This window comes from Tardiphaga sp. 866_E4_N1_4 (genome assembly GCF_052076075.1).
GTDB classification, from domain to species: Bacteria; Pseudomonadota; Alphaproteobacteria; order Rhizobiales; family Xanthobacteraceae; genus Tardiphaga; species Tardiphaga robiniae.
The window spans coordinates 6,443,360-6,460,480 of sequence record NZ_CP197242.1 but is presented as its reverse complement, the minus strand read 5'-3'; the positions used below and the strand labels follow the sequence as shown (position 1 = coordinate 6,460,480).

General features: G+C 61.4%; 14 protein-coding genes. 4 read left to right on the top strand and 10 right to left on the bottom strand.

The window, feature by feature from the left end; genetic code table 11:
- The 5 genes from AB8B20_RS30960 to AB8B20_RS30940 all read right to left on the bottom strand — a co-directional run bounded on the left by AB8B20_RS30960 (position 1) and on the right by AB8B20_RS30940 (position 5,940).
- Entirely contained in the window at positions 1-981 is a 981-nt protein-coding gene (locus tag AB8B20_RS30960; RefSeq protein ID WP_439070906.1) for an ABC transporter substrate-binding protein, read from the bottom strand.
- Between the two features lie 19 nt (positions 982-1,000).
- The gene (locus tag AB8B20_RS30955) at positions 1,001-1,681 is read right to left on the bottom strand and encodes a TetR/AcrR family transcriptional regulator (protein ID WP_439070905.1); all 681 of its coding nucleotides are present in this window, start codon (positions 1,679-1,681) and stop codon (positions 1,001-1,003) included.
- Positions 1,671-3,419, bottom strand: coding sequence for a hydantoinase B/oxoprolinase family protein (locus tag AB8B20_RS30950; protein ID WP_439070904.1), 1,749 nt, complete (start codon positions 3,417-3,419; stop codon positions 1,671-1,673). The genes AB8B20_RS30955 and AB8B20_RS30950 overlap by 11 nt, the downstream gene beginning before the upstream one ends.
- Complete coding sequence (locus AB8B20_RS30945; protein WP_439070903.1) at positions 3,416-5,506, bottom strand: hydantoinase/oxoprolinase family protein; 2,091 nt, start codon at positions 5,504-5,506, stop codon at positions 3,416-3,418. The genes AB8B20_RS30950 and AB8B20_RS30945 overlap by 4 nt, the downstream gene beginning before the upstream one ends.
- Positions 5,507-5,772: 266 nt before the next feature.
- Positions 5,773-5,940, bottom strand: coding sequence for a hypothetical protein (locus tag AB8B20_RS30940; RefSeq protein ID WP_439070902.1), 168 nt, complete (start codon positions 5,938-5,940; stop codon positions 5,773-5,775).
- A gap of 70 nt (positions 5,941-6,010) precedes the next feature.
- Here AB8B20_RS30940 and AB8B20_RS30935 point away from each other — a divergent pair, with 70 nt between their 5' ends.
- Positions 6,011-6,193 carry a hypothetical protein gene (locus tag AB8B20_RS30935; RefSeq protein ID WP_439070901.1) on the top strand — a complete coding sequence of 61 codons (183 nt, stop codon included), beginning with the start codon at positions 6,011-6,013 and terminating at the stop codon, positions 6,191-6,193.
- Positions 6,194-7,288: 1,095 nt separating this feature from the next.
- On the opposite strand, the gene AB8B20_RS30930 is transcribed toward AB8B20_RS30935, so the two are convergent.
- From AB8B20_RS30930 to AB8B20_RS30910, 5 genes are all read right to left on the bottom strand, one after another.
- Positions 7,289-7,696: a BLUF domain-containing protein gene (locus AB8B20_RS30930; RefSeq protein ID WP_439070899.1), complete on the bottom strand. Its 408-nt coding sequence runs from the start codon at positions 7,694-7,696 to the stop codon at positions 7,289-7,291.
- A 340-nt stretch (positions 7,697-8,036) separates the two neighbouring features.
- A complete protein-coding gene (locus tag AB8B20_RS30925) occupies positions 8,037-8,792 on the bottom strand; it encodes an IclR family transcriptional regulator (RefSeq protein WP_439070898.1) in 756 nt (251 codons plus the stop codon).
- An 86-nt stretch (positions 8,793-8,878) separates the two neighbouring features.
- Positions 8,879-9,967 carry an extracellular solute-binding protein gene (locus AB8B20_RS30920; protein WP_439070897.1) on the bottom strand — a complete coding sequence of 363 codons (1,089 nt, stop codon included), beginning with the start codon at positions 9,965-9,967 and terminating at the stop codon, positions 8,879-8,881.
- Between the two features lie 31 nt (positions 9,968-9,998).
- Positions 9,999-11,792 (bottom strand): ABC transporter permease subunit, encoded by a 1,794-nt coding sequence (locus AB8B20_RS30915; protein ID WP_439070896.1) that lies wholly within the window; start codon positions 11,790-11,792, stop codon positions 9,999-10,001.
- The gene (locus tag AB8B20_RS30910; RefSeq protein WP_439070895.1) at positions 11,789-12,940 is read right to left on the bottom strand and encodes an ABC transporter ATP-binding protein; all 1,152 of its coding nucleotides are present in this window, start codon (positions 12,938-12,940) and stop codon (positions 11,789-11,791) included. The genes AB8B20_RS30915 and AB8B20_RS30910 overlap by 4 nt, the downstream gene beginning before the upstream one ends.
- A gap of 252 nt (positions 12,941-13,192) precedes the next feature.
- Here AB8B20_RS30910 and AB8B20_RS30905 point away from each other — a divergent pair, with 252 nt between their 5' ends.
- Genes AB8B20_RS30905 through AB8B20_RS30895 form a run of 3 tightly spaced genes read left to right on the top strand, consistent with a single transcriptional unit; the run spans position 13,193 to position 17,112 of the window.
- Positions 13,193-13,999: a CoA transferase subunit A gene (locus AB8B20_RS30905; RefSeq protein ID WP_439070894.1), complete on the top strand. Its 807-nt coding sequence runs from the start codon at positions 13,193-13,195 to the stop codon at positions 13,997-13,999.
- A complete protein-coding gene (locus AB8B20_RS30900) occupies positions 13,999-14,766 on the top strand; it encodes a CoA-transferase (protein WP_439070893.1) in 768 nt (255 codons plus the stop codon). The genes AB8B20_RS30905 and AB8B20_RS30900 overlap by 1 nt, the downstream gene beginning before the upstream one ends.
- Positions 14,767-14,799: 33 nt before the next feature.
- A complete protein-coding gene (locus AB8B20_RS30895; protein WP_439070892.1) occupies positions 14,800-17,112 on the top strand; it encodes a molybdopterin-dependent oxidoreductase in 2,313 nt (770 codons plus the stop codon).
- The last annotated feature ends 9 nt before the right edge of the window (positions 17,113-17,121 follow it).

The following is a 17,121-nucleotide window of genomic DNA, read 5'->3' as shown; positions in this document are numbered from 1 at the left end:
TTACTCGACGAGGCTGTTGGTGTAGTAATCGGTCGCTTTCCAGCCCGCCGGCAACACGCCCGCGGCTTCCATCGACTTGCCAGCCGCTTCCCAGTCCGCCTGTGCCTGCCAGCCGATCGGCTTGCCCTGCGACGCCGGCGTGTCGAAGTAATCCAGCGTCAGCTTGATTTGCCCGAGCAGCACCACGGGATCCAGCTTGGCGTCCGGACGCTCGGCGATCATCGCCTTCACGCCGTCCTCGGGATTGGTGCGCAGATGTTGCCAGGCACGCTGTTGCACTTCGATCAGGCGCTTCAACGCAGGTCCCTTGCTGGCGATCACCTCGTCACGTGCAACTAGGCCGTAACTCGGGAAAGCGATCCCGGCGTCCGACGCCAGCAGGCACTTCGAAGGTCGCGATGCTTCTGCGAGTGGAAGCGCCGAACCGATCGTCGACATCAGACCATCGGATCGCTTGGCAATATAGGTGCCCCACAATGCGGCCGGATCGACAACTTCAACCTTGAGATCGTCACGCGTCAGTCCGCCGGATTTCAGATAGACGTCTATGAAGGGCGCCCATGGGCTTGCCGCAAAGACGACGACGCTCTTACCGCGCAAATCGGCGACCTTCTCCATCGGCGACGTCTTGTCGACCAGAATGCAGAGATCGGTCTTGCGCTGGAACGTCGCGATCGAGCGAATAGTGGCGCCCTTGGCTCGCGCTGAGCCAACCAACCCCACCTGAACCTGACCGACATCCGCCTGCCCGGCATTGACCAACTGAATCGTATTGCCAGAGCCGCGACCATCCTGAATATCAACATCGAGCTTGGCTTCCTTGAACCAACCGCGGTTCTGAGCCAGATGCATGGCCGCCTGCACGCCCCACGGCGAGAAATCCAGCCGCACCGACAATTTATCCTGAGCCAGAGCAGGCGAAACACCCGCGCCGGCCGCAGCACCTAGAAGCATCAGGGTCGATAGAAAAAGCCTTCTCATATCCCAATCTCCGGTTTGATTACTCTGTGTCGGCGCCATCCGCTTCTGCCGGCGAATTCTGCGTCAAATAGCTCAGCACCATCTCGACGACGTGCTGGCGTCTCTTGAGCACACGTCGGCGCGCCGCGAGATCGCGGTCGAGCAGCCAGGACAATGTGTGCTGATTGGACAGAAAGAAGTAAGCGAGGCCGGAGATCGACATATAGAGATCGACCGCATCGACATTGGCGCGAAACACACCCTCGGTCTGGCCGCGTTTCAGCAGGATCTGGATCGTGTCGAGCAACCCGCGATAGAGCGGCTTGATGGTGCTCGAACTTTTGAGGTGCTGCGCATAATGGATGTTCTCGATGCTCATCAACCGGATTAGATCCGGCGTCGCAACGAAATGATCGAACGTGCTGCTGACCAGTCGCTTCATGCCTTCGACCGGCGGCAGACCGCGCAGGTCTTCGTCCTGCTGCTTAGTACGCAAGTCCGTATAGATGCGCTCGAGCACTGCCAGATAGAGCTCGTCCTTGGAGCCGAAATAATGGTAGATCAGGTTCTTGTTGACACCGGATTGTTCGGCGATGCGATCGACGCGCGCGCCGTTAAGCCCGTTGGAGACGAATTCGATTCGTGCCGCGTCCAGGATCTTGGCACGGCTCGCTTCCGGATTGCGGGTGATCTTGCTGGGCGCGGCCAAACTAAGCTCCATGGCGCCCTTCCGGTAATGGCGGAGCGTCCCGTGCGGATCGTAGTGCCGCAGTTCCCTCGACGTCCAGCACGCCACGCGGGCCGAATGTCACAGCATAATGCTTTCGCGCGAACTCGGCCGTGATCTTGCCGTCCAGGAAATCCTCGCGCACATCGGAGGGATCACGCAGCAGCGGATTGCCGAAGCCGCCTGCACCGGCCTGCTCGTGGATCAGGAGCGCGCCCTCAGTGACATTCCGCGTGATTTTGCCAGGAATGGCACTACGCTCATTGCCGATCTCGATGTAGTTCTTCGACAAGCCGCCGGGCTCGCCCCCATTGAGACCATAGGGATGAAACTTGACGCGGTCGGTGCGCAATTGCAGCAGCGCTTCCGGCGCGAGGATACGATAACTACGGCGAATGCCGACACCGCCGCGATATTGTCCGGCACCACAGCTGTCCGGCACGAACGAGTAATCCTCGATTCGCACCGGATGCTCAGCCTCCATCACTTCGACCGGCATGTTCGAGAGATTTTGCGAAGCATTGGTAACCGCTTCAAGCCCGTCCTTGTCGGGACGACCGCCCCAGGCGCCGCAGATCATGTCGACGATGATGAAAGGCTGGCGGTTAGGTCGCAGGCCGCTGATACAAATGACGCTGTTGCCGCCCTCACCTGCGGCCGGCACCTTGTCCGGCACGATCTGCGCAAGTGCTCCGAGCATCGTATCGAACACGCGATACCCCGTCAGCGCGCGTGCCGCGCACGGCCCAGGCATGACCGGGTTGAGCACGGAAGCTTCCGGCGCTTTCACCGTAATGCAACGAAACAGGCCGACATTGTTCGGCACGTCCTTAGCCAGCACGCAGCGTACGCTGAGATAAGTCAGCGAATGTGTGAAACTGAGCGTCGAATTCAACGCTCCTTTCACCTGTGGCGAAGAGCCCGTGTAGTCGACCAGCAGCGTACCGTCGCCGTTGACGGTGATTGCAACCTTGATAGGGATCGGCGTATCGGAAAATCCGTCATCATCGATATAGTCGATGAAACTGTACGTACCCTTCGGCCAGGTCTTGATCTCCTGCCGGGTCAATCGTTCCGCGTAGTCTAGCAGTTCCTGCATATAGGCGTCGACATCGTCCGCGCCGTAACGCTGCATCAGCTTCTCCAGGCCGCGCTTACCGACCTGAGCCGCCGCAAATTGCGCCGAAAGATCGCCCCAGACCCGATCCGGAACCCGGACGTTGATCTTGATCAGCGCCTCCAGCGTCGTGTTCAGCACACCGCGGTCATAGAGCTTGAGCGGCGGAATCCGCAGCCCTTCCTGATAGATCTCGGTCGAATCCGACGCGTTGGAGCCGGGCACGCGGCCGCCGACATCGGTGTGATGGCAGATCACCACGGCGAAGGCGCGCCGCTTGCCGCTGTGGAAAATAGGCACGAACATGAAGATATCGGGCAGATGCATGCCGCCATGATAGGGATCGTTCATGATGACGACGTCGCCATCGTGCAGATCGCCTTCGTATTTGCTGAGCACGGAGGCCATGGCTTCCGGAATCGCGCCGAGATGCTGGGCGATGGTCTTGGCCTGCGCCACCATCTGGCCGTCGCCGGCACAGATTGCCGCGGAAAAATCCATCACGTCCTTGACGATTTCCGAACGCGCTATGCGCACGACCGTATAGGCCATGTCGTCGGCGATGGAATCCAGGCCGCTCTTGATGACCGCGAAGGTGATCGGATCGACTTTCATACCTCGAACTCCAGTACGATGCAGCCGATCGCATCCTTGTGCACCCGAGCATCGGGCGGCACGATGATGGTGGCGTCGAACTCCTCGATTATCAGAGGTCCCTGCTGTGACGACATTCCGACCGCGCCGCGATCGACGATCTCGACCGCGACAGCGGCCTCGCCACGCGCGAAGGAAACGTCGCGGGTTCCGGAACGCGATGCACCCTGCCGCGCGGCGATCTTCATGGCCGCAAAATCCAGGCGGTTCTCGCGCAGGCCGCGCCCGGCCACGCGCACTTTCATCAGTTCGATCGGCGTGGCGTCACGATAGCCATAGGTCTTGAAATACTCGGCGATGAACCGCTCACGGATCTGATCGAAATCTTCGCCCTCGAACGGCACCGTGAGTTCGGTGGCCTGACCTTCATGGCGCAGATCGGCTTCCCACAGAAACATCGTGCGTTCGGCCTGATAGCCATCGCCGGCGAGTTGCCCCGCCACTTGCTGTTGCAGCTCGGACTTGATCGCCTTGAGGTCGCTGACCTGCATCCCGTCGAGATATAGGCTGACGGTTTTCAGTGCGGTATGCTCAATATCGGAGGCCAGCATGCCGAGCGCGCTGAAAATGCCCGACATCGGCGGCACCACGACGCGCGGAATGCCCAACTGACGCGCGAGATCCGGCGCATGCACGCCCCCGTTGCCGCCAAATGCCATCAACGTGAGATCGCGCGGATCGCGACCACGCTCGACGGTGACGGCGCGCACGGCACGCGCCATCGCCGCATTGGCGACGGCACGAATGCCATGTGCGGCGTCCAGTAGAGTAAGGTCGAGCGGGTCGCCGACATGGGTACGGATGGCAGTCTCGCTTAGCTTGCGATCGATATTGAGATTGCCGCCAGCCAGCGACGTGGCGTTGATGAAACCGAGCACAACATTGGCATCCGTCACTGTCGGCCTTGTATTGCCGAGCCCATAGCAGGCCGGCCCCGGAACGGCGCCTGCGGATTGCGGGCCGACGACAAGCAGGCCGCCTTTGTCGATGCCGGCAATGGAGCCGCCGCCGGCGCCGACCTCGGCGATATCGATAGCCGGCACCTTGAGCATATAGCCGCCGGCCTTGATGAACCGGCTCGATGTCGAAATTCCGTCGCGGAATTCGTATTCCGACGTCATGGTCGGGCGGCCGTCCTCGATAATGACCGCCTTGGCCGTGGTGCCGCCCATGTCGAACACGATGACGTCGCGATCGTCACGCGCGATGCCGAGCCGTGCCGCGCCGATGACACCGCCCGCAGGACCGGACGCCACCACCAGCACCGGCTTCTCGCAGGTCACATTGGCAGCCAGCATGCCGCCATTCGAGGTCATGACCAGAATGGGCGCAGCCACGCCGATCGAGCGCAGACCCGATTCAAGCTTCAGCAGATAAGTGCGCATGGCCGACAACAGATATGCATTCACCACCGTCGTGCTGGTCCGCTCATATTCCTTCATCTCGGGCAGCACCGCGCAGGATGTCGTCACCAGCAATTGCGGGAAATTGGCCCGCAAAATCGCTTCGGCCTGCAATTCATGCGCCGGATTACGATAGCTGTTGATGAATGCGATAGCGACGGCCTCGATATCCTCGGCGACCAGCGCCTCTCCGGCCGCGATGACGCTTGCTTCGGAGAGCGGCTCGACCGTCGTTCCGTCCGCCGCCATGCGTTCGGTCACTTCCATACGATACCGGCGCGGCACCAATGGCTGCGGCTTCACCCATGTCAGGTCGAACATGTCGGGCATCCGGATGCGCCCGATCTCCAGCACGTCCCGGAAGCCGCGCGTCGTGATCAGTCCAGTCTTGGCGCCCGACCGTTGCAGGATGGTATTCGATCCCACGGTGGTGCCGTGCAGCACTTCGGCCACAGCCGAAGGCGCAATCGATAGCTCCGCCAGCAGGCTTCCGACGCCGTCAACAACCGCCCGACTCGGATCGGCAGGCGTCGACGACACCTTGCTCTGATGGATCAGACCGGTTTCAAGGAACAATGCAATGTCGGTGAATGTCCCACCGATATCGACTGCAACCCGGATTTTTCCGCCTGACGCCACAGCCACGATCGCTCACCTCGTCATTACTAACCAGTTAGTCAATAATCTCGGCTAGAGGATGCAGAGTGTCAAGCTGCTGTTTTCAGCGCCTGGCGCCCGAAAAACAGACTAAAAGCTCACTTTTGATCATGAGGGATTGGCTGGCGACCCACGACCAAGCGTAGGGTCGGGGTTCGGCTTCTTGATAGCTACGCTAACGTTCGCTGATGCGTCAGTCGGTTTATTGGATGAATATTTGACCGGCTGAAAGGCAGTAGCCAATAAGGCGAAGGCTATTTCTTCGCTTTCCCCTTCTTCCTTGCAGCCTTCAGGGCATCGGCTTGCGCGCGGAACGCTTCAGCCAGATTCCGCATCCGTTCAGCATGCTCGGTGTCTTCCGAGCGATGAGCTACGGCCTCGGCTTTCTCGGCCTGCTCCCTCAGCGACTTCGTTGGTTTCATGCCGATGTTATACCGCAACGCGGGAAGTTGTTCCCTTCCACGCTCCTTCCGGACAGCGTAGGATCCGACAATGAAACAGTCCGACACTTACCGGGCGAATGCAGAGAACTGCGCGGAGATGGCTGCTGCATCCGATAGCGAGCCAGCCAGGAATCGTTTCAAGCGCATGGAAGCTGCATGGCTCGCGTTGGCCGAGGAAGAGGACTGGCTCGACGGCGAGACACCGCTGGAGAAGTCACCAGTTGATCGATAGTGGCACTCCGCGAGCGGCGCCGGAGTTCATGACGCTGGCACCCTTCCGGGTAATCATAATGGCGCGACCGATGCACCTGCAGGTGCTGTGCGCCATCAGGGCTTCCGAGCATATGTCCTTCTTTCAAGCCCGTTATTGATTTCCTCTATGCAGGCCTCAACGGCACGCTCCCGCGTCAAATGTTTGGCGTCGCCAACCACTTTTGGGCCGCCCTCCGTCTTGGGAAATATGATCCAGCGCCATATCCCGGGCCGGTCTTCTTGAACGCCGTAATCAATGCCTCGGTGCTTCACGATCGAGTCCTTAATTGCGGCCAAACGTACCACGGTGGCGGGACCGGCGCGACCAAGCCGCAAATGGGGAACCCTTTTACCGGCCTCCAAAAAAGAGCGAAGGAACCGCGTTGATCTGCCGCAGAATCGAGGCTGCACCTTACTGAAAGGGTTGAAACCTCTCGCTCCTGTCTTCGTATTTGAATCAACGATGCAGCAAGGGGTGATGTTTTGACTTATGCCGATCAGATCGAAACTGCGATTGCAGATCAGGACATCGACAGGTTGATAAAATTTGCATACGGCGACACATGCAGGTGCACTACCGTCAAAGGTGAACCGATGTGCGTCTGCAAGATGTTGGCGACAGTACTTCGCTCCAAAGTTGTTCCGCGCTCACTTTTCGAAAACAGGATTGAGCGAGTTACCTCAATCTAACGGTCGATAGATTTCCGGCTCGAGTTCACGCAGGATGACAGCGACCGAATCTTGACCCCAGCAGCCTCGCTTCGGTCGGCCCGGCGGTAGAGCGACCTACTCGCCGGGCCTTTGGGGAACGATGTTCCCTGACGTTGCTGTTCGAGCAGCCGGACAGAATCCTCCAGTGTCGATGAGCCGGTCAGGCCCGACGCGCATTGCCCAAAGGGGGCGTAGGCAGGATGCACGAGTCCGCCGATCCGAACATGAGCGCCTGGTGCAGGCAAGGCTGGCATGACGCCAGCATGAACAGCGAAATGGATCAATCCGCGAAGCCGGTCAAGAAGATGAAGAAGTCGAAGACAACGTGAGAGCCATGGCGATCCGCGGGGGCGCCTTTCGCAATTCACGTTTGACTTCTGCTGCAGGCCAGCAAGAAATCCAGAGCCGACATAGCATCCAAGTATCGCAGTTTGACGCGGCTATTAACTCCAACCACCTCGTCGATTAACGTTTGATCCGGCACGCGCTTGAAGCCCATTGTCCAGTTCGGAAATAGCCGGTCCCCAAATCCAAGGCCTCGTTGAAGCAAGCTGACATCGCGGTGCCGTGGGTCGACGCTGATACGATCGTATATACCGATAACATCTTCCGGATCTCCCTCAAGCACCTGAAGAAAGTCACCGTCCGAATGCACCAACATGCCTGTGACGTGGGCCGCATCATTGCGGGCCCTCGCCTTCTGCAGTAGCTCGGAAAGATCACCGGAAGAAAATGGCTGATTTGCAGTGCTAAGGTATAAGATTCGAAACATGGCTTGCTCCAACATCCTTTAACGCCGGATACTGGAGAGAGTTCACTTAGCTCGCCTTCAAACCTGCCGCCTTCCAATATGACCTCCCGAAAGAAGGAAGCCCAAGCAACGTTTTCGCCTCAGCAAAGTGACGCATAGACCATCACCGCGCCACCATGACGATTTGCGTGCCCCCAGTGTGATCGCTTAGCGGCACGACATCCCTTTGGACCTTGTGAAATTCAACATCCGCTTTGCGCCGGAAGCGGGCATCCCCGATAAGACTGCCTGAGAAAAATGCCGGCACGGCCAGTCAGAGCCTGACCGGTGGACAGCGCCGCTCGCCGGAAAAATACTGCGCTCACATCGCACGAACATGGCCGAGCGCTAGGCCGATGGCGCGCGCCGCTTCCATCACGTGAACGGCGTATTCCTTGATCTGCTTTCGTTTGACCCGGATGTCCGGGCCAGACATGCCGATGGCTCCGACGAGTTCACCGGAGCGTCCAACGATGGCGCAAGCACAGGCGGCGATACCTTCCCGCCATTCGCCATGCAGCACTGACGAGTAACCTTGTACCCGTGCCGCATGGATGTCTTCGCGCAACTCCTCGATGGTCGTTCGCGTCGTATCCGTATAACGCTTGAGATGCGGGCGAAAGTTCTCCAGATATTCGTCCGGCATTTGCGCGAGCATCGCCTTCCCGGTTGCCATGGTGAATGCAGGCGCACGCATGCCGACGCTGGTATGCGCGCGGATATGATGCGCGCTTTCAATCTTGTCCACATAGACAACGTCGGTGCCCTCGAGCACCGACAGATGAACGGTCTCTCCGGTAACTTCGGCCAGCGCCGTCATCGCCGGGCGTGCGATACGGATGAGATCCATGCGCTGAATGACGTGGTTGCCGAGCACCCATAGTTTGGTTGTGAGCTCGTAGGTGCTATGCGGCGGAATCTGGCGAACGAAGCCCTGCGATTGCAGCGTCGCCAGCAGGCGATGCACATTGCTCTTGGTGAACTTCAGCTCATTGGCGAGATCGGTGACCCCGCGCGGCTGCTCGCTCATCGCGAGTACCTCGAGGAGCTTCAGTCCCTTGATAAATGCCTTATCCATCCAAGCAGCCGATGTGAGGTCGTTCTCTGTTGCGAACAGACCGGCGGCGCTGGACCGCCGCCGGTCTCATTGTTGTATGGCGCGATTTACTGGGCAAGCAGTGCGTTCAGCTTTTCCTGCGCATATTCTTCATTGGTCGAATTTCCGGCGGGCGATGGCGCTCCCCAGAAATCCGGGCTCCATTCGATCGCCTTGGAGACGTTCTCAGGATTGTTCGCCCAATAGCGCGCGACGTTCTTGTCCGTCGCAGCATCGAACACGACCTTCGAAGGAAGCGCGACCGGGAAAGTGGAGGTCAGCTGGGCGGCGCGCTTGGGGTCGAGACGCCAGGACAGCAGCTTGAGTGCGTTATCATAGTTCGGCGCGCCCTTCGGGATCGAAAAGAAGTCGTAATAGACGAAGCCCTGATTGAAGGTAAGATCAATCGGAGCGCCTTCCAGCGCCAGTTTGCTCATCGAGCCCGTATAGGCCTGGCACATATCGGCTTCGCCATCGAGGAGCAGCTGCGGCGGCTGCGCGGCGGTGGTCCACCATTTGACGATGTGCGGCTTGATCTCCTTGATTTTCTTGAGCGCACGCTCCATGTCGATCGGATACAGCTTGCTCTTGTCGACACCGTCGGCCATCAGCGCGGCCTCGAAGGTGAAGCGCGGCCAGGCTGGCATGCAGCGGCGCCCCGGAAACTTCTTCACGTCCCAGAAGTCGGCCCAGTTCTGCGGTGCCTTATCGCCCTTGAACTTGTCCTTGTTGTAGACGAGGCCGACGCCGATCACTTGCAGTGCGACGCCCTTCTTGCGCTTCAGATTGTCCGGCATCGCCGCCAGGGTCTTCTGCGCGGACTCCGACAGTTTGGAATAGTCGATGTCAGCCAGGCAGCAGTCGCCGAGCAGCTTGGTTTCCTGATCGAAGATGAAGGTCAGATCCCACTGCGCCTTGCCGGCTTCGGCCTGCGCCTTGATGCGCGGACCGCTGCGCGCTTCCTGCACGGTGACGACCTTGATGCCGGTTTCCTTCTCGAACGGATCGTACATCACCTTGCGCAGCGCATCGCCATAGCCGCCGCCCGGATCCTGCATGATGACGACGTTGCTCTGGGCAACGGCCAGTCCCGTCCCCATGGCGATGAACGCCGCCGAAGCCAAGGCCGGCAGCCTGAAGCGTTTCATTCCCAGCATAGTGTGTTTCCTCCTGTTTGATCGTTTGTCATCAGGTCGCTTTTTGCGACGTTGCGAGCACTGGCCGGGCGAGGAACAGTCCTCCCACGACCAGCAGCACTTCGAGCGTGGACACGACGGCCAGTACCGGATTGAGCCGGTAATTGATGTCGCCCCACAGCATCAATGGAAGCGTCTTCAGCTGCGCGCTCGACAGGAACAAGGTCAGCACCAATTCGTCGAACGAATGCAGGAATGCAAAGAAGGTCGCGGCCGCAAGGCCCGGCGCAATCGCCGGCAGCGTCACCAGCCGCAGCACCGTGAGCGACGACGCGCCATGGACAGAGGCGGCCTGTTCGAGCCGCGAGTCCACGCTCTGTAGCGCAGCAGACAGGATCACCACCACAATCGGCAAACCGCCGATGGCATGGGCCGCCGCAAGGCCGAACACCGAGCCGACCAGGTCGAACTTCAGGAACAGCGTGTAAAGCGACAGGCCGAGCACCACCGGCGGTACGATGATCGGGCTGACCAGCAGCAGCATGATCACAGATTTGCCGCGCACATTACCCCTGACGATGCCCAGTGCCGCGCATGTGCCGAGACCGACCGCAATGAAGGCCGAGACTGCCGCGATCAGCGCAGATGTCCAGAACGCACGCATCCAGTTGGTGTCGGAGAAGAACTGCTCGTACCAGCGCAGCGAGAAGCCCGGCGGCGGGAAGGTCAGATAGCTGGCGCTGCTGAACGAGATGATCATGACCACGATAATGGGCAGGATCAGAAGCGCGACCACCACGCCGCCCATCAGACGGACCGTCCATGCGCCGCAACTGGCCGGGAGCATGCCGAATAGCCGGAGCAGCGGCCAGCCGATGGCGTCAGCGAATGCGCTGCCGAAGCTGCGACGTGCGGTGCCGGACGTTGCCGCTAGCGCGGCCTTCCCTGCTGTCGTCTCGGTGAGCTTGCGCCCGCCCCAGATGAATTCCAGGCCAAGAAAACGTCCGGCGATGGCGACCACCAGCAGCGTGATCAACAGCAGCACGACGCCCAGTGCCTGAAGGAAGCCTTCCGACGTCACCGAGTCCGCCTGCTGCGTGATATGCATGGCGAACATCTGGTCGCCCGGCCCACCGAGCAGCGTCGGCGTGATGAAGAAGCCGATCGCGGCGACAAACACCAGCAGGAAGCCGGCGCCGATACCGGGCAGCGTCAACGGAAGCAATACCCGCCAGAACACGGCGATGGGGCCGGCGCCGCTGGCCAGCGCCGCGCGGGTCAGGCCGGGATCCAGCCGCGACACGCTCGAATAGATGGTCAGCACCATCAGCGGCAGCAGCACCGCCGTCATGCCCATTAGCACGGTGCCGCGGTGAAACAGCAACTGGACCGGCTCGCTCAGGATACCGATCGACACCAGGAACTTGTTGACCGGGCCATTGCGGCCGAGCAGCACCATCCAGGCATAGGTGCGGATCAGGATCGCGATGAAGTATGGCAGCACGATCGCGGTGGCGATCAGAGCACGGGTGATGCCGCGGGTGCGATAAATCAGCAGCGCGGTGGGATAGCCGAACAGCAGGCACAGGAATGCGACCGTGACCGAGATCTGCATGGTCTGGACCAGCGATTCCCAATAGAGCGGCACCGCAAAGACGCGCTGGAAATAGGTCAGCCAGCTTGGCCCGCTGATGCTGATGCGAATGAGATCGATCAGCGGCAGCAGATAGATGAACGACAGGAAAGCGACCGCGGGCAGCAGCAGCAGCGCGGGGTTCTTGAGCTTCATGGCCAGGCTGGAACTCGCCTGATGCCGTGGCTCCTCGGACAGCGAGATCGTCGTCATGTCAGAACCCAGCAGTCTTCCGGCCCCCAGCTCACATGCAGGCGATCGCCGACATCGGGCAGCGGCCGCATGGCGGTGTCGGTGCAGCGGATCAGCAGCGTGTCGCCGCCGTCCATCTGCGCCTCGATGCGCAGGATTTCGCCGAGGAAGATCGCCGACGTCACAGTCACCGGCGTCGAGCTTGCGGTCGGCTCGTTGGCGATCGCGATGCGCTCGGGCCGCACCAGCACGGTAACGCGACCGACATCGATGGCGTCACGGCTCTCGGCATCGAACACATAGCCGGCGCGGTTCTTCAGCGTCACTGCGGTGCCGCGCTTCTGCATGATCTCGGCTTCGATCAGATTGCTCTCGCCGACGAACGACGCCACGAAACGATTGGACGGGTGGCGATAGATCTCGAGTGGGCGGCCGATCTGCACGATCTTGCCTGCATCCAGCACGGCGATGCGATCGCTCATGGTAAGCGCTTCGCCCTGATCATGCGTCACGAACAGGATCGTGCTGCCGATCGTCTGGTGCAGATCGCGTATCTCGATCTGGATCGATTCGCGCAGCCGGCGGTCGAGCGCGCTGAGCGGCTCGTCCATCAGCACGACCTTCGGCCGCATCACGATGGCGCGCGCAATCGCGACGCGCTGCTGCTGTCCGCCGGACATTTCCGACGGCGATTTGTTCGCATGATCCGACAGGCGCATGATTTCCAGCGTCTCGGCGACGCGCCGCTCGGTGGTGGCGCGATCAACGCCGGCCATGCGCAGCGGGAACGCGACATTCTGTGTCACCGTCATGTTGGGAAACAGCGCATAGCTCTGGAACACCATGCCGAATCCGCGCTTATGCGTGGGCACGTTGTGCACCGGCCTGCCGTCCACGAGAATCTCGCCGCCGTCGAGGCTCTGGAAACCGGCCAGCAGGTTCAGCAATGTGGTCTTGCCGCTGCCGGACGGGCCGAGCAGCGTGATGAATTCGCCGGGTTCGATATCGAGATTGATACGATTGACGGCATGGAACTGGCCGTAACGTTTCTCAGCATCGCGAACTGCAATGCGCGAACCGATGACTTGACGCTCGCTTGCGTCGCCCGACTGCGATGCCGGAACACCCGCGCCGGGATATCCCACGCGCAGCGCCAATGGCTCAGCCATCATCAACCTCCCTGGTCGTTCTATATTATGAGACGTTATTCCAATTATTGTTGGCGTGACGCATCGTCTTGTCAAGTGAATGCGCGATGCGACGACGCGCCGGTCATCATCGACTTACCGACGGGTTTGCATTTTCCCCTATGGGCAAAGCGCTTCGCGACACAAACGGATTGACAGCCGCGGCGCGGCGCGACTAACTTTATTTAGAACGACGTTCTACAATATAGAACAATAAAATCGGGGAGGCGAATTGTGGTGAGCGATCTTCGCGCGTTGGCGAAGTATGTGGAGCCGGGAATCCGGCTGGCGCTGCCGGTGGATTATGCCGGCGTCTCGATGGCGATGACGCGCCCGATCATGGAGCGCAACACGCGCAATCTCGATCTCGTCTGCGTGCCGACCGGTGGCCTCCAGGTGGACCAACTCGTCGGTGCCGGTCTGGTTCGGTCGGTCGAGACCAGCGCCGTATCGCTCGGCGAAGCCGGCGGCGCGCCGCGCTTCAACGCAGCCGTCAAGGACGGCGCGATCGCATTGAAGGACGCCACCTGCCCCGCGATCCATGCCGGCCTGATGGCCGCGCAGAAAGGCAGCCCATTCATGCCGATGCGCGGACTGATCGGCAGTGACCTGCTGCGCCACCGCAGCGACTGGCGCGTCATCGACAATCCGCTGGCGGATGGCGGCGATCCCATCGTGCTCATCCCCGCGATCAAACCGGACATCACGATCTTCCACGCACCGATGGCCGACCGATTCGGCAATGTGTGGATCGGGCGACGCCGCGAACTCGCCGCGATGGCCTATGCATCGGCCACCACGCTTGTCACTGTCGAGCGCATCGTGGATGAAAGCCTGCTCGCCAGCGAAATGAGCGCGGCGGGCGTGCTGCCGGCGCTCTATGTCACCGAAATCGCCGTCGCGCCGAAGGGCGCGTGGCCCTACGGCCTGTGGGGCGAATATCCGACCGACACGGCCGAGATCCTGCGCTATGCGCGCGCAGCGCGCAGCGCCGAGGGTTTTGCCGACTACATGACGAACGCACAGATGGAGCCCGCATGATGAGCGAGGTTCACCCGCGCGAGATCCTGATCTGCACCATCGCCAGACTGCTCGACGGCGTCCGGCATGTCGCTGTCGGTGCGTCCTCACCGATCCCCGCGGCCGGCGCCATGCTGCTGCGGGCTCTGAAGCAGCAGGCCGGCGAGAAAGGCCCGCGCATCTCGATCCTCGGATCGGTGGAGCATAATTTCTTCACCAACGGCTCGGCCGAACTGTTCGATTGCGCCGGCCAGGGCCGTATCGATGCCTTCTTCCTCGGAGGCGGCCAAATCGACGGCCGCGGCAATGTCAATCTGGTGGGCACCGGCGACTATCCGCAGACGCAAGTGCGCTGGCCCGGCTCGTTCGGATCGGCCTATCTGTATTACGTCGTGCCGCGCGTGATCTTGTTTCGCGAGGAGCACACGCGGCGTGCTCTGGTCGAGAAGGTGGATTTCATCAGCGCGCCCGGCGTCAGCGACGATGGCGTTTACCGCAGTGGCGGCCCGATCGCGCTGTTGACCGGCAAGGCGCTGTTCCGCTTCGACAAGAGGTGTCCGGGCTTCGACCTGCAGAGCGTCCATCCCGGACACGACCTCGCAGGTATCAAGGACGCCACCGGCTTCCAGTTCGCCCATGAAAGCCAGCCGCAACAGACCGCGCTGCCGGATCCGCAGACGCTGGCTTTGCTGCGCGGGCGCGTTTACGACGAGGTCGCCGAAACCTATCCGGACTTCGCCGCGCAGATGCGGCGCGAGATCGAACGGCCGCTGTCCCATGCATCCTGACAGGACCAGCGAGCAACGACACGGAGACGATGCGTGAGTGAGATCAAGCGGATCCCGCATTGCAGCCACTGGGGCGCCTATACGATCCTCGTGCAGGACGAGCAGATCGTGGGCATCGAGCCATTCGCCCATGATCCCGCCCCCTCGCCGATCATCCATTCGGTGCCGGAATGGGCCAATCCTGAACGCCGCGTTCTGCATCCGATGGTGCGCTCCGGCTGGCTCGACAAGCGCGAGCACAGCGATCGGCGCAAGCGCGGCGCGGAGAAGTTTGTGCCCGTCAGCTGGGATGAGGCGACCACGCTGGTGACCGACGAAATCCGCCGCGTCTCCAGCACTCATGGCAATGCGTCGATCTTCGCGGGCTCCTACGGCTGGACCAATTCGGGCCGCCTGCATCATGCGTCGTCTTTGCTCAAGCGCATGCTCAATCTGGTCGGCGGCTTCACCCGGCATGTGGATACGTATTCCATTGCTGCAGGCCCGGTGATCCTGCGCCATACGCTGGGAAGCTCGGATGCTTGCGACGGCCAGGCCAATACGCTCGACACCATAGCCGCACACACCGACACGCTTGTGGTGTTCGGCGCGCTATCGCCGCGCACTGCGCAGACCGAGGCCGGTGGCATCGGCACCCACCGCCTCGAATCCTATCTCAGGAAAATCGCCGAGCGCGGCATCCGCATCGTTCACGTCTCGCCGCTGAAGGACGATATGCCGGATTGGGTCGATGCCGAATGGTGGCCGATCCGCCCGAACACTGACACCGCGCTGATGCTCGGCCTCGCCGGCGAGATCGTGAAGGCAGGCCGGCACGCCCGGGATTTCCTTGATCGCTGCACCAGCGGCGCCGAGCAACTGCTCGGCTATCTCGACGGCTTGTCGGATGGCATCCGCAAGGATGCAGCCTGGGCCGCGGAGATCTGCGGGCTCGATGCCGATGGCATCCGCCAGCTGGCGCGACGCCTCGTCGATACCCGCAGCATGCTCACCGTGAGCTGGAGCCTGCAGCGCGCGCATCATGGCGAGCAGCCGTTCTGGGCCGCGCTCGGCCTCGCCTCCATCGTCGGCCAGATCGGGCTGCCGGGCGGCGGTGTCGGCTACGGCTATGCCTCGCTGGGCGGCGTCGGCTCACCCTTCAATCTCGGCAAGTCACCGGCCATCTCGCAACTGACGCGCGCGATCGACAGCTTCATCCCGGTGGCACGTATCAGCGACATGCTGCTCAATCCCGGCGCGACCTTCACCTATGAGGGCGAGACGCGAACCTATCCGGACACGAGGCTGGTCTACTGGGCCGGCGGCAATCCCTATCATCACCATCAGGATCTCAACCGGCTGTCCGAAGCCTGGACACGGCCCGAGACCATCATCGTTCAGGATCCGATGTTCACCGCGACGGCGCAGCGCGCCGATATCGTGCTGCCGGCGACCACATCGATCGAACGCAATGACCTCGCTGGCAACAGGCGCTCCGACTTCATCATCGCGATGAAGCAGGCCATCAAGCCGGTCGGAGACTCGCTGCCCGACTTCGAGATTTTCGACCGCATCGCGGGCAAGCTCGGCGTTGCCGACCGCTTCAACGAAGGTCGCGACGAAATGGGCTGGGTCCGTCATCTCTACGAGGCGAGCCGGCAGGACGCCGCCGAGCGGCTCGGCTTCGACATGCCCGACTTCGAGACATTCTGGCAGGACGGCTACGCGCGCTGCCCGGTGCGCGCCGACCACACTTTCCTCGCCGACTTTCGTATCGATCCCGAGGCGCATGCGCTCAAAACCGAAAGCGGTAAGATCGTGCTCGGCAGCGAGACCCTCGCCCGGCTCGGTTATGCCGATTGTCCGTCGCATCCGGCCTGGGTTGAGCCCGCGGAATGGCTCGGCAACGGCAGCGATGCGTCCGACTTGCACATGATCTCGCATCAACCGGCCGGCCGGCTGCACAGCCAGATAGAAACCGGCGTCGCCAGCGTGGCCAACAAGCGCAACGGCCGCGAACAGGCACGGCTGCATCCCGACGACGCCGCGGCGCGCGGCATCAGCGACGGACAGACCATCCGCATCTGGAATGCACGCGGCGCCTGTCTCGCCACTGCTGACGTCAGCGACAGCGTGCGCTCCGGCGTGCTGGTGCTGCCGACCGGCGCCTGGTTCACCCCGCGCGCTGAGACCGGTCTCGAAGTCGCCGGCAATCCGAACGTGCTGACGCTTGACATCGGCACCTCGCAATTCGGCCAGGGCTGCTCGGCGCATACATGCCTGGTCCGCGCCGAACCCCATATTGCAGATCAACGCGACGCTTTTGAAGAATACCAGGACAGACTGGTTGCACTCGCGACCGTCTAAGAGGAAACA

Excerpts from the sequence above, each read along its gene's own strand:
- AB8B20_RS30960 (WP_439070906.1), bottom strand. The coding sequence starts at position 981 with ATGAGAAGGCTTTTTCTATCGACCCTGATGCTTCTAGGTGCTGCGGCC.
- AB8B20_RS30955 (WP_439070905.1), bottom strand. The coding sequence starts at position 1,681 with ATGGAGCTTAGTTTGGCCGCGCCCAGCAAGATCACCCGCAATCCGGAA.
- AB8B20_RS30950 (WP_439070904.1), bottom strand. The coding sequence starts at position 3,419 with ATGAAAGTCGATCCGATCACCTTCGCGGTCATCAAGAGCGGCCTGGAT.
- AB8B20_RS30940 (WP_439070902.1), bottom strand. The coding sequence starts at position 5,940 with ATGAAACCAACGAAGTCGCTGAGGGAGCAGGCCGAGAAAGCCGAGGCC.
- AB8B20_RS30935 (WP_439070901.1), top strand. The coding sequence starts at position 6,011 with ATGAAACAGTCCGACACTTACCGGGCGAATGCAGAGAACTGCGCGGAG.
- AB8B20_RS30930 (WP_439070899.1), bottom strand. The coding sequence starts at position 7,696 with ATGTTTCGAATCTTATACCTTAGCACTGCAAATCAGCCATTTTCTTCC.
- AB8B20_RS30925 (WP_439070898.1), bottom strand. The coding sequence starts at position 8,792 with ATGGATAAGGCATTTATCAAGGGACTGAAGCTCCTCGAGGTACTCGCG.
- AB8B20_RS30920 (WP_439070897.1), bottom strand. The coding sequence starts at position 9,967 with ATGCTGGGAATGAAACGCTTCAGGCTGCCGGCCTTGGCTTCGGCGGCG.
- AB8B20_RS30915 (WP_439070896.1), bottom strand. The coding sequence starts at position 11,792 with ATGACGACGATCTCGCTGTCCGAGGAGCCACGGCATCAGGCGAGTTCC.
- AB8B20_RS30910 (WP_439070895.1), bottom strand. The coding sequence starts at position 12,940 with ATGGCTGAGCCATTGGCGCTGCGCGTGGGATATCCCGGCGCGGGTGTT.
- AB8B20_RS30900 (WP_439070893.1), top strand. The coding sequence starts at position 13,999 with ATGAGCGAGGTTCACCCGCGCGAGATCCTGATCTGCACCATCGCCAGA.